This is a genomic window from Blautia sp. HCN-20427, from assembly GCF_037890365.1.
Taxonomy (GTDB): Bacteria; Bacillota; Clostridia; order Lachnospirales; family Lachnospiraceae; genus Blautia.
Genome location: NZ_JBBKBX010000022.1, coordinates 24,754 through 37,855 on the forward strand (window position 1 = coordinate 24,754; position 13,102 = coordinate 37,855).

The 13,102-nt window shown below is 43.9% G+C and carries 9 protein-coding genes; 8 read left to right on the forward strand and 1 reads right to left on the reverse strand.

What is annotated here, in order from left to right:
- Positions 1-112 precede the first annotated feature (112 nt).
- The 3 genes from WKT17_RS12860 to WKT17_RS12870 all read left to right on the forward strand — a co-directional run bounded on the left by WKT17_RS12860 (position 113) and on the right by WKT17_RS12870 (position 4,632).
- Positions 113-2,377: a ribonucleoside-diphosphate reductase subunit alpha gene (locus tag WKT17_RS12860; protein WP_291682034.1), complete on the forward strand. Its 2,265-nt coding sequence runs from the start codon at positions 113-115 to the stop codon at positions 2,375-2,377.
- Positions 2,378-2,451: 74 nt separating this feature from the next.
- Complete coding sequence (locus tag WKT17_RS12865) at positions 2,452-3,495, forward strand: ribonucleotide-diphosphate reductase subunit beta (protein ID WP_173747187.1); 1,044 nt, start codon at positions 2,452-2,454, stop codon at positions 3,493-3,495.
- Positions 3,496-3,513: 18 nt separating this feature from the next.
- On the forward strand, positions 3,514-4,632 hold the full coding sequence (locus WKT17_RS12870; RefSeq protein ID WP_291682037.1) for a DUF362 domain-containing protein: 1,119 nt from the start codon (positions 3,514-3,516) through the stop codon (positions 4,630-4,632).
- Between the two features lie 62 nt (positions 4,633-4,694).
- Here WKT17_RS12870 and WKT17_RS12875 read toward each other — a convergent pair whose 3' ends face one another.
- Positions 4,695-6,548: a hypothetical protein gene (locus WKT17_RS12875; protein WP_330026880.1), complete on the reverse strand. Its 1,854-nt coding sequence runs from the start codon at positions 6,546-6,548 to the stop codon at positions 4,695-4,697.
- 342 nt (positions 6,549-6,890) lie between these two features.
- Between WKT17_RS12875 and WKT17_RS12880 the strand changes: the two genes are divergently transcribed.
- The 5 genes from WKT17_RS12880 to WKT17_RS12900 all read left to right on the forward strand — a co-directional run bounded on the left by WKT17_RS12880 (position 6,891) and on the right by WKT17_RS12900 (position 13,077).
- Positions 6,891-8,774 (forward strand): polysaccharide biosynthesis protein, encoded by a 1,884-nt coding sequence (locus tag WKT17_RS12880; protein WP_340273141.1) that lies wholly within the window; start codon positions 6,891-6,893, stop codon positions 8,772-8,774.
- Positions 8,775-8,873: 99 nt separating this feature from the next.
- Complete coding sequence (locus WKT17_RS12885) at positions 8,874-10,076, forward strand: DegT/DnrJ/EryC1/StrS family aminotransferase (protein ID WP_173747191.1); 1,203 nt, start codon at positions 8,874-8,876, stop codon at positions 10,074-10,076.
- 2 nt (positions 10,077-10,078) lie between these two features.
- A complete protein-coding gene (locus tag WKT17_RS12890) occupies positions 10,079-10,777 on the forward strand; it encodes a sugar transferase (RefSeq protein ID WP_173747192.1) in 699 nt (232 codons plus the stop codon).
- Between the two features lie 13 nt (positions 10,778-10,790).
- Complete coding sequence (locus WKT17_RS12895) at positions 10,791-12,014, forward strand: glycosyltransferase family 4 protein (RefSeq protein WP_291682041.1); 1,224 nt, start codon at positions 10,791-10,793, stop codon at positions 12,012-12,014.
- Complete coding sequence (locus tag WKT17_RS12900; protein WP_291682042.1) at positions 12,007-13,077, forward strand: glycosyltransferase family 2 protein; 1,071 nt, start codon at positions 12,007-12,009, stop codon at positions 13,075-13,077. The genes WKT17_RS12895 and WKT17_RS12900 overlap by 8 nt, the downstream gene beginning before the upstream one ends.
- The last annotated feature ends 25 nt before the right edge of the window (positions 13,078-13,102 follow it).

Here is a 13,102-nt window from a genome sequence, read left to right on the forward strand (position 1 = left end):
GCAAGGCTTCTTTTTTTGTGAAAATACTTAACTAAAAAACTCTAGTATTAATATATAAAGTATGATATGATGGGGAAAATACTATATGTAGTATATAAGGGAGAATGAAAACATGAATAATAAAAATAAAAAAGCAGTACTTCCCTATGGGGAAAATTTTCAGCGCATACTGCGGGAGATAGAGCGGGAATTTCCTCAAAAAGAATACGCATTAGAAAAACTGACAGAGCGTTTTGAGCATCTTGGCAGAGAACATAAGAGTGAGAAAGAAAAACTGGAGCTTCTTATCCGAAGCGCTGTGGAGCTGACGGAGGAGATTGCGCCGAAGTGGGAATTTATAGGGGCAAGACTTTTGAATTTCCAGTTTCAGGAAGAACTGAAAATAGAAATGAAAAGCAGAAAGATTCACAACTTTTACGAAAAGATACAATATCTCACCGAACAAGGGCTGTATGGCGCTTATATTCTGGAACATTATTCCAAAGAGGAACTCAGACAGGCAGAATCCATGCTGCGGCCGGAACGGGACAAGATTTTCAATTTCTCCGGTCTGGAACTTCTGCTGAAACGCTATGTGATTCGTACCGGGGAACATATTGCTCTGGAAACGCCCCAGGAAATGTATCTGGGCATTGCCCTTCACCTGGCCATGAAGGAAAAGAGGGAAACCGAAAAAGGGCCGGGGCGCATGGAATGGGTGCGGAAATTTTACGATATGCTGAGTTTGCAGGAAGTTACTATGGCAACTCCGACTCTGTCCAATGCCAGAAAGCCTTATCACCAGCTTTCCAGCTGCTTTATCGATACCGTTCCCGACAGTCTGGAAGGCATTTACAGAAGCCTGGACAATTTTGCCCAGGTCAGCAAGTTTGGCGGAGGCATGGGGCTGTATTTCGGGAAAGTGAGAGCCAGCGGCAGCAGTATCCGGGGCTTTCAGGGGGCGGCAGGTGGCGTGATTCGCTGGCTGCGTCTGGTTAATGACACTGCTGTAGCCGTGGACCAGCTTGGCATGCGCCAGGGAGCTGCGGCTGTGTATCTGGACGCCTGGCACCGGGATTTGCCGGAATTTCTTCAGATACGAACCAACAATGGAGACGAGAGAATGAAAGCCCACGATATTTTTCCGGCGGTCTGCTATCCGGATTTATTCTGGAAAAAGGCAAAAGAAGACATGAGCCAGGACTGGTGTCTGATGTGTCCGCACGAAATTTTTCAGGCCAAAGGCTGGCATCTGGAGGATTTTTACGGGGAAGAGTGGGAACAGAGGTATGAAGAATGTGTGCAGGATGAGCGGATTTGTAAAAGAACTGTGGTACTGAAAGACATTATCCGTTTGATATTAAAATCTGCGGCAGAGACGGGAACTCCTTTTGCGTTTAACAGAGATACCGTAAATCGGGCCAATCCTAACAGTCATAAAGGGGTAATCTACTGTTCCAACCTGTGCACGGAAATTGCTCAGAATCTGTCTCCTGTTTCTTCTGTTTCCAGAGAAATTCAGACGAAGGAAGGAGAAACTGTGGTGGTGACAACTGCAAAGCCGGGGGATTTTGTGGTGTGCAATCTGGCCAGCCTCTCCCTTGGTAAGATTCCGGTGGAAGATGATGCGTATATGGAGGACCTGGTGGAAACAGCGGTGCGGGCCTTGGACAACGTCATTGATTTGAATTTTTATCCTCTGCCCTATGCACAGATTACCAATCAGAATTACCGGGGAATCGGGCTGGGCGTCAGCGGTTATCATCACATGCTGGCAAAGCGGAGAATTCTCTGGGAAAGTGAAGAGCATCTGCACTTTGCAGATGAAATTTTTGAAAGAATCAATTATTTTGCCATAAAGGCCAGTGCCCGTCTGGCAGAAGAGAAAGGGGCATACCCATATTTTTCCGGCAGTGACTGGCAAACCGGGGCCTATTTTGCAAAAAGAGGGTACTCGTCCCGATTCTGGAAACAACTGGCGGAAAAAGTTGCCTTTTGCGGGATTCGGAATGGGTATCTGCTGGCAGCGGCGCCTACCAGCAGCACCAGTATTCTGGCTGGCACCACAGCAGGCGTAGACCCGGTGATGAAGAAATTTTTTATGGAAGAAAAAAAGGGAAGTATGCTGCCAAGAGTGGCGCCGGAATTGTCCGTAGACACTTATTATTACTATCAGAGCGCCCATCAGACGGACCAGCGTTTCAGTGTCCGGGCCTGTGCAGTGCGCCAAAGGCATATAGACCAGGCTCAGAGTATGAATCTCTATATCACCAACCAGTATACCCTGCGGCAGTTGTTTGACCTGTATCTGAGCGCATGGGAACTGGGCGTGAAAACCATTTACTATGTAAGGAGTAAATCGCTGGAAGTGGAGGAGTGCGAAAGCTGCGCTTCTTAGGGCTGCGTCTTAAAGCAGAAAAAGCATTGAGAGAAAAGAATGTTTATACTATAATGAAATAAGCGGAGAAAAATATGATAAAATTAACGAAAAAACCATTGTTTAATCCCCAGGGGGATACCGAAGTGCGTCTCAGACGTATGATTGGGGGAAATACTACCAACCTCAATGATTTTACGCAAATGCGTTATACCTGGGTCAGCGACTGGTACCGGCAGGCTATGAACAATTTCTGGATACCGGAGGAAATCAACCTTTCCCAGGACAAAAAAGATTATCCGGGACTTTCCAAAAAAGAGCGGCAGGCTTATGACAAGATTCTCAGTTTCCTGGTGTTTCTGGATTCCATACAGTCCGCCAACCTGCCCTGTATCAGTGAATATGTGACAGCTAATGAAATCAATTTATGCCTGTCCATACAGGCTTTTCAGGAATGTGTCCACAGCCAGAGCTACAGTTACATGCTGGACACTATTTGCAGCCCGGAAAAGCGAAATGAAATTCTGTATCAGTGGAAATCCGATGCCCATCTTTTAGAGAGAAATACCTTTATCGGAAACTTGTATAATGAATTTCAGGAAAAGCAGGATGCCCAGACACTTTTAAAGGTGATGATGGCCAATTATATTCTGGAGGGGGTTTATTTTTACAGTGGTTTTCTGTTTTTTTACAATCTCAGCCGCAATGGAAAAATGCCTGGCTGCGCCCAGGAAATCCGTTACATCAACCGGGACGAGAATACCCATTTATGGCTGTTTCGGAATATGATTTTGGAATTAAAGAAAGAAGAGCCGCAGCTTTTTACAGAGGAAAACGTGCAGATGCTGAGAGAAATGATGAAAGAAGGCGTCCGGCAGGAAATGCAGTGGGGGCGTTACGTCATTGGCGAGGACATTCCCGGTCTGTCTGAGGAAATGCTTACTTCCTATATAAAATATCTGGGAAATCTGCGTATGACCGGAATCGGTCTGGAAATTTTGTACCCCGGATATGAAGAAGAGCCGGAGAGCATGAAGTGGGTCAGCCGCTATTCCAATGCCAATATGGTGAAAACCGATTTCTTCGAGGCAAAAAGCACGGCTTATGCCAAGAGCACGGCGCTGCTTGATGATTTATAAAGGAGAGTAAGGAGAATTATGAGAGAACAGGAAATTCTGGCGATTTACGGAGCCGAATATAAAGAAATGACAAAACAGCTTTTACAGGAAGCAAATTTGCAGGAACAGATTCCCGACAAAGAATGCCGCATTGGCATCAAACCCAATCTGGTGTCTCCATCGGAGCCCTCCTGGGGGGCTACGACACACCCGGAAATTGTGGCGGGAATAATAGAATACCTGCAGGAAAGGGGATTTCAGAATCTGGTGATGCTGGAGGGCTCCTGGGTGGGGGATAAGACCCCGGAGGCTGCCGCGCTTTGCGGTTATGATGATTTAGTGGAAAAGTACCAGGTGGAATTTCTGGATTTGCAGAAAGATAACTGGCAGACTTGCGATTGCCAGGGAATGGAGTTAAAAATCTGTGAAGAAGCGCTGAAACTGGATTTTCTCATCAACGTACCGGTGATGAAAGGCCATTGCCAGACGAAAATCACCTGTGCTCTGAAAAATATGAAGGGCCTGCTTCCCAACGCAGAAAAACGCCGCTTTCATGCTCTGGGTCTGCACAAGCCCATTGCCCATCTGAATGCGGGAATCCGTCAGGATTTTGTGGTGGTGGACAACATCTGTGGGGACTGGGATTTTGAAGACGGCGGCAATCCGGTGGTGCTGAACCGGATTATGGCGGCGGCCGACCCGGTTTTGTGCGATGCCTATGTCTGTCATCTTATGGGATATGAGGTGGAAGAAGTTCCCTATATCACCATGGCAGAAGAACTGGGAGTAGGGCTTTCCGACTGGCGGCTGGCAGAATTTCGGGAGTTAAACCGGCCTTTGCGGGGAGCGTATTATCCCAAAGAGCGAAAAGTCGTGGAACTGGCCGATGCTGTGGAAGAAGTGGAATCCTGCAGTGCCTGCTACGGCTATCTGTTGCCGGCCCTGCAAAAGCTGAAAGAAGAGGGGATTCTGGGGCAGTTAAAAGAAAAAATCTGCATTGGACAGGGGTACCGGGGACAGACAGGAGAACTGGGAATCGGACTTTGCACAAAGGATTTTCAACATTCCCTGAAAGGGTGTCCGCCTACGGAAGGGGAGATTTATGAATTTTTAAAATCGTATATCACGGCTTTAGAAGAAGAGAAGCCAGAGAAATAGAGAACAGGGCTGTCCCATGAAAGGCATGAATCTTTCATGGGGCAGCCTTATCTGTTATTTTGCTACTTTTGACGTTTGGTGTAGATAACGGCCAGAAGGAGAAGAATACCACAGGAAGCTGCAAAGAGCGCCATGTAAAGTCCTACGTGGGTATTATCTGCTGTTTTGGGTGCGGCTGCTTTGTCTGTCCGCTCAAAGGAAACGGTGATGGTATGGTCTGCTTTCACGTTTTTCATGGTATATTTGTTGTTTTTCACAGAAACGGATTTTCCATCTACCAGAACCTTTGCCACACGGTAGTTTTTGTTGGGGAGAAACGTAAATTCTGCGTTTTCTCCCTCCTGAATTTCAATGCTGCCTTCCGGTGAAATGCGTCCGTTCTTATCCGCAGAGGAAGTAATGGTATAAACCGGAACTACAGCTTTAAATTCTATTGCAGAAGATTTGGACTGTCCCACTGCTTTCCAGCCATTTTCCGTATACTCTTCCAGGTCAAAGCCAACGGTAAGTTCGTAATTGCCTGCTTTGTTCAGAACGAAGGTTACCGAATAAGGGGCGTCGGACCAGGTGCGGTTGGTCTTTCCGTCCCAGTTCCAGTTCCGGGGAATCCAGCGGGAATCGCCGGCGGAAGGATTGGGATTGTCCATACCGGTGCCCACAGCTGTGGCGGTCAGGTTCGTGCCTCTGTCGTAAGTCGCTCCGGCTGTAATTCCATCTATGTATCCGTTGAAAGCAACGTAAGTTTTTAAAACAGAACTGCCGCTGATTTCGCTTTCCATATCCGTATCGGCATTGAACTTCTGTCTGGCTGCAAATTGGTAGGCGGTTCCAGATTTTAAGTTTTCAAACCGCGGGTTTTCTGTCCAGGTCCAGTTTTTTCCGTCTTCGGAAATACCATACAGAAGGTTTTCCTGCTTTTGCAGAACCAGGAATGTTTCTCCTTTTTCTGCAGCCTGGGGACTTTGCGGAGCTTTGGCTGCGGAAAACTTTGTGGTGACTTTCAGCTTTTCGCTGGCCGGGCTGGCCTCCTGCGTTTCGGATTTACAGAAGCGCGTTACAAATTCGTAAGAAGTTCCGGGAGTCAGGTTTTCAAAAGAACCGGAGGACTGCCATTTCCAGTTTGCGGAATCTTCCTGCTGTACCGGCGCGTACTCCTGATTGGGCCGTGTGGTTAGAAGTACAGTGGTGTCGGTACAGGATTGGAGAGCCGGTATGGCCGGGGCTTCTCTTGGGCTTTCGGGAGGTGTTTCCGGGTCCGGCTCATCCGTAGATGGCGGTGCTTCCTTCGGAGGTGTAGTTATGGAGTCTGTGGTTTGCGTGCTGTTGTTCTGTGCGTTATCGGAGGGGGTATCGTATGAGTCTTTGTTTGACGAGTCGTCTGTAGGAGTTGTCTGGGAGTCGTTGTTCTGTGTGTCGAATGTAGGTGTTATGTTGGAGTCGTTGTCCTTGGCGTCGCCCGGAGGCAGTGTGTCAGTACCGATGTTTGAAGTGTCGGTGGAAGTGTCCGTGTTGGTGTCATTTTTGTTGTCAGGAACCTTTTCTGTTCGGATAATGGTGGATTTCAGATACTTTTCGTCTGTATCGCCGACTGTGCGGCGGGTAAACGTATACTCTGTATCTGCCTTCAATCCGGTAAAAGAAACGGTTTCTTTTTGTGCGTCATATTGTTTCTTCTCAGCCCATTTCCAGGAGGCGTTTTGCTTGTCATCGGTGACTTTTCTTGCGTATTCGTAGTTTTTCCCTGCTTTCAGAACAATCGTATCTGCAGTTTTGGATACGGTTTCCAGTTCCTTTTCTTTTTGGGTTTCGTTGGCTGCATTTTCTGCGGCTGCCTGTATGGGAGAAATACCGGGGGAACTTCCGATTAAGACCAGAGTCAACAGGAAAACCAACAGTTTGCTCAGTTTTTTCATCATATAGATTCACCTCTTTCCGTGATGCCGCTGTTATAGGGAGGAGCGGCGGAAAATAGTTGTTTATAGGTATTTTTATTATAACAGATATTAGCTGTAAATAATAGATAAAAAAGAGAAATGTTAGAAAATTAAAAGGGCTTTAAAGGAAAATTAAAAGTTTATTCAGGATTTTGTGACTTATAATAATTGTAAATACCCTTAGAATGATGTATACTGTCTACGTTAGAACCTTCTTGTTGGAATGAGTAGACTGCTGTCCGCATTTTGTTGCCTCTTCATTCAGCAGAGGGTATCTTTGTATAATGGAAGATTTGAGTATAAGTATGGAAGAAGGACAAAAGAATGGAAAGACAGGATAAAAAGCAAGAGCATTTACTGGATTTACAATGGGTAAGAAGGGCCTTGCTGTTGGCATTATTTGATATCGGAATTATAATTGCATCATCATTGCTTGCTCTCATGGCACGATTTGATTTTTCTTATGCAGGAATTGAAGTACCGTATCTATCAAATTTGTATCATTATTTGCCAATAGGTATTGCATTGAATTTGATTATTTTTTATTTTTGTCGTATGTATCACAGTCTTTGGAAATTTGTAGGTGTTTATGAAGTAGGATATATTTTGATTGCAAATGGAATTGTCTTTTTAGTGCAGATTGCAAGCATGTATATGCTGCAGTATTCTATGCCGAGAAGCTATTTCTTTTTTCAGATTTTATTGCAGACGGCTATGGTATCTGCCTTGCGGTTTTCTTATCGCTTTTTGCGCCATTTAAAAGAGGTTAAAGAGCAGAAGTTCAGTGGATGGAATAAATGGAAGCGGGTTATGGTGGTTGGAGCCGGAGAAGCAGGTAGAGTTATTATAAAAGAAATTATGGACAGTAAGTTTTTGTCAATGAAAATATGTTGTGTGATTGATGATGACCGCAACAAAGCAGGGCGTTATATAAATGGTATTCCTATTGTGGGAGACCGCTCTACCATCTTGAAAAATGTAGAAGAATACAAAATTAAAAGTATTATTCTGGCCATTCCTTCTGCCCCATTAGAAGAGAAAAAAGAAATCCTGGAAATCTGTCAAATGTCTGGCTGTGAATTGAAAACTTTGCCGGGAATGTATCAGCTGATTGATGGTGAGGTAAATGTCAGTAAATTAAGAGATGTAGAAATCACAGATTTACTTGGGAGAGAGCCCATACAGGTCAATCTGGATGAAATCATGGGATATGTGAAAGATAAGGTAGTCATGGTAACCGGCGGCGGAGGTTCTATCGGAAGTGAATTGTGCCGTCAGATTGCGGCATATCAGCCAAAGCAGTTGATTGTCTTTGATATTTATGAGAATAATGCTTATGAAATCCAGCAGGAATTGCAGCGCCATTATCCAGAATTGAATCTGGAAACGTTGATTGGTTCTGTGCGGAATACCCATCGGATAAACAGTATTTTTGAGACATATCATCCGGATATTGTGTACCATGCGGCAGCTCATAAGCATGTCCCACTGATGGAAGACAGTCCGAATGAGGCAATTAAGAACAATGTGTTTGGGACATATAAAACCGCCAAAGCAGCCAGTGACAACGGAGTCAAACGTTTTGTGCTGATTTCTACAGATAAGGCAGTAAATCCCACGAATATTATGGGGGCATCTAAACGACTATGTGAAATGATTGTTCAGAGCTTTAATAAAATATCGGATACAGAGTTTGTTGCGGTGCGCTTTGGAAATGTACTGGGAAGTAATGGAAGTGTGATTCCTTTGTTTAAAAAGCAGATTGCAGAGGGCGGCCCTGTAACGGTTACAGACAAAAATATTATTCGATATTTTATGACGATTCCGGAGGCTGTATCTTTGGTGCTTCAGGCAGGAGCCTATGCCAGAGGAGGAGAAATTTTTGTCCTGGAAATGGGAAAACCGGTGAAAATTGATGATATGGCCAGAAATCTGATCCGTCTGTCCGGCTACACTCCGGATATAGACATTAAGATTGAATATACGGGACTTCGTCCGGGAGAAAAATTGTATGAAGAACTTTTGATGGCAGAGGAAGGCATGAAAGAAACTGCCAACAAACTGATTCATATTGGGAAGCCCATTGAAATGAACGAGGATGAATTTTTCCAGCAGCTGGCAGATTTAAAAGAAGCGTGCTATCAGGACGATGTACAGATTAAAGAGAAAGTGGCGGAGATGGTTCCGACTTATCATATGAAAGCGTAAGTAGATAAATTATAAACGTAATAGTTCAATAACTTGCTTTTATAAGAAAAACAGATATAATAAGAAATAGAACTAAGAAGATTTGGAGAATATACAATTATGAAAGTACCATTTTCACCACCAGACATCACAGAAGAAGAGATTGCTGAAGTTGCAGATACTTTGCGAAGCGGTTGGATTACTACAGGACCGAAAACAAAAAGATTTGAAAATGAAATTGCAGCATATTGTCATACTGCAAAAGCAGCATGCCTTAACTCTGCTACAGCAAGTCTGGAATTGAGCCTTCGTATTCTAGGAGTTGGACCGGGAGATGAGGTTATCACCAGTGCATATACCTATACAGCATCCTGCAGTGTTATCTGCCATGTAGGGGCAATACCTGTTCTGGTAGATACAGTTCCGGGCACTTTTGATATGAATCCGGAAAAAGTAAGAGAAGCAGTATCAGAAAAAACAAAGGCAGTAATAGCAGTAGATTTGGCTGGTATTATTTATCCGCACTACCGGGAATTATTTCAGATTGCAGAGGAAAAGAAATCTCTTTTTCATGCGAACAATGAGATACAGGAAGCGATGGGAAGGATTGCCATTCTTGCTGATGGCGCACATGCCTTTGGTGCTTCCAGAGAGGGAAAAATGGCAGGAGAAATTGCAGACTTTACCAGTTTTTCTTTCCATGCAGTTAAAAATCTTACAACAGCAGAAGGCGGAGCAGCTGTATGGCGTACCATTCCAGGTATCGATAATGAAGATATTTATAATCAATATATGCTCTATTCACTTCATGGACAGAATAAAGACGCCTTGGCTAAAACACAATTAGGAAATTGGGAATATGACATTGCCGGTCCGTATTATAAATGTAACATGACAGATATTATGGCATCTATTGGCCTGATACAATTAAAAAGATATCCTGATATTTTAAAGAGAAGACGGGAGATTATCAGAAGATATGATTATGCATTTCAAGACTTGAATATTGAAGTTTTGAAACATTATAGTGATAAGCATACTTCCAGTGGGCATTTGTATCTCACACGTCTAGTTGGAAAAAGCAGAGAAGTGTGCAATGATGTCATTGTGAAAATGGCAGAGGCGGAGATTGCTACAAATGTGCATTATAAACCACTTCCTATGATGACGGCATATAAAAACCTGGGATTTGACATTCAGGATTTCCCTAATGCGTATCATATGTTTGAAAATGAAATTACGCTGCCGCTTCATACTTGTCTGACAGATGAGCAGGTAGATTTTATCATTGAAACCTACAGAAAAATAGTAAAGGAACTGTAAGCATGTTAAAAAGTTGGGATGCACTTCCGCAGAAAATGAAACAGGAAGAAGTAAAAAAATATTATAGGTACCTTTCCAAAAAGCGTGGGGCACTTGTGGCCAAACGTTTTTTGGACGTGGTTCTGTCATTTATTTTGACCGTTCTTTTGTTACCGGTAATGCTCATACTGGCAGTATGCATTAAACTGGACAGCAAAGGACCGGTTTTTTATCGTCAGGAAAGAGTGACTCAGTATGGAAAAAAGTACCGTATTTTTAAATTTCGGACCATGGTGGCAGATGCGGACAAGAAGGGGCCGCTGGTGACTACCGGACAGGATTCCAGAATTACCAGAATGGGGAATAAACTTCGCAAATGTCGTCTGGATGAACTTCCGCAGTTATTTAATGTACTCACGGGAGATATGAGCTTTGTAGGGACAAGACCGGAAGTACAGAAATATGTAGACAGCTATTCGCCGGAGATGATGGCAACGCTTTTACTTCCGGCCGGAATTACATCCAGAACCAGTATTGCCTATAAAGATGAAGATGAAATCTTAGACAAATATAGCCAGACAACAGACAAAAGTACAGATGAAATCTATGTGGAATATGTTTTACCAGAGAAAATGAAATATAACTTGCAGTATTTGATAGAATTTAGCATATGGGGCGATTTTAAGGTTATGATAGACACGGCCCTTGCGGTGCTGAGATAGACAGGAGATGAATATGAAAAAGATAGCAGTAATTTCCATGGGTGTGAAACTTGACAACGAAAAAGGATACAGCCGTTTTCGGTATATTGGAGAATTTCTGTCTGATGCGGGATATCAGGTGGATTTAATCACTACAACCTTTCAACATTGGGAGAAAGCCCAGAGGAATCTTGATGAGATTAAAAAAGAAAACTATAAATTTAATTTAAAATTTATTTATGAGCCGGGATATAAGAAGAATATTGATCTGCGTAGAATCAGAAGCCATCGTATCGCTGCAAAAAATCTACGGCAGCTTCTGGAAAAAGAAGGGGATTATGATTTGATTTATTGTGAAATCCCTCCCAATGATGTGGCACTTGCAGCAGCAGAATATGCCAAAGAGAAGGGGATTCCCTTTGTTCCTGATGTCAATGACTTGTGGCCGGAGGCCATGCGGATGGTACTGGATGTACCGGTTATCAGCGATGTCCTCTTTTATCCTCTTTTGAGGGACGCGGAAAAGGTATATGCTCTGGTATCAGGGATTATTGGGACTTCAGATGAATACCGGGACAGACCGTTGAAACACCAGAAACTGGATGTGCCGAAAAAAACCGTCTATGTGGGAAATGAAATTGCAGAGTTCGATGCAGGGGTAGAAGTTTACAGCCCGCAGATACCAAAAGAAGAGAGGGAGTTTTGGGTTTCCTATGCCGGAACCATCGGAACCAGCTATGATATCCGTACTATGGTGCTGGCAGGCAAAGAACTTTTGAAGCGGGGCAGAACACGGATAAAAATTAAAATTCTGGGCGGGGGGCCTTTAAAAGAAGAACTAGAAACCCTGGCAAAAGAGCAGAATTGCAGTAACGTAGAATTTGTAGGTTACGCACCTTACCCGAAAATGACGGCCTATCTGGCAAAATCCGATATTCTGGTGAATTCGTTCGTGAAGAAAGCGCCCCAGAGTATTGTGACGAAAATCGGGGATTATCTGGCAGCGGGAAAACCAATGATTAATACCTGTATGAGTCCGGAATTCAGAAACAAGGTCGAGCATGACGGATTTGGTATCAATATTATGCCGGAGGATGTCAACGTTTTGGCAGATGCCATTGAAAAGCTGTATGAAGACGAGGCAGGAAGAACAGAAATGGGGAAAAAGGCGAGGACAATTGCAGAGGAACAGTTTGACAGACCCCAGTCTTATAAGAAGATTATTGAATTGATTGAGGAGCTGACAGAAAATGAATAGACCATTTTTTACTGTGGTGATGCCTGCTTACGGAGTAGAAAAATATCTGGAAAAAGCAGTGAAAAGTATTGTTGCACAGACATTTTCGGACTGGGAACTGTTGATTGTGGAGGACGGATCTCCGGATAAAACAGGAGAAATTGCAGAGAAACTGGCAAAAAACGACGAGAGGATCCAGGTGTTTCATCATGAGAAAAACCGTGGTTTAAGCCCTGCCAGAAATACAGGAATGAGCCATGCGAAAGGGCAGTATATCTGGTTTATGGATCCGGATGATTATGTAGAAGCGACTGTGCTGGAAGAAGTGTACAAAGCACTGCAGGAAAATCCGGCCGAGCTGACCATTATCGGGCATAAAGAAGAATATTATGACCGGGATGGAAAGCTGAATTATACCCATGAGATTCGGCCGAGAAGGCAGTTTTTTTCCAGTCAGCAGAAGATGAGAGAACACATTATCTATCTGGAACAGGAAACTATATACGGATATGCCTGGAACAAGTTTTACAGCCTGGAGCACATACAAAAAGAAAGGCTGCAGTATGAAACGGTACGGCTTATCGAAGATATTGTTTTTAATATTCAGTTTTGTATGCATATCCAGGCCATGAATATCCTGGATATTGCGCCGTATCATTATGCAAAGCGCATGGAAGGAAGTTTGACGACGAAATTTGTACCGGACTATTACCCTCTCCATAGAAGGCGAATAGCCATGCTGTATGACCAGCAGCGTTTCTGGCAAACCGATACAGAGGAAACCTGTGCCATTCTGGGCAGCCTGTACGGAAGATATATACTCTCCGCCTTAGAGCGAAACTGCGACAGGAGAGCCGGAATGAAACACAAAGACAGGGCGCAGTTCTGCCGGGAAGTTTTTTCGGATTCCCTTTTTGAAAGCCTGGTGCTCAGGGCAAAAGCCAGAGACAGTAAGGCATTAAAAATAGCCCTTGTCTGTATGAAACAGAAATCCGTGTTTTTGTGTACAGCTCTGGCAAGAATTGTACATATAGTGCGGAGCGGACTTCCCACGGTGTATTCCAAGGTGAAATCCAACCGGTAACAGATAAGGAAAAGCAAAGTGAAAA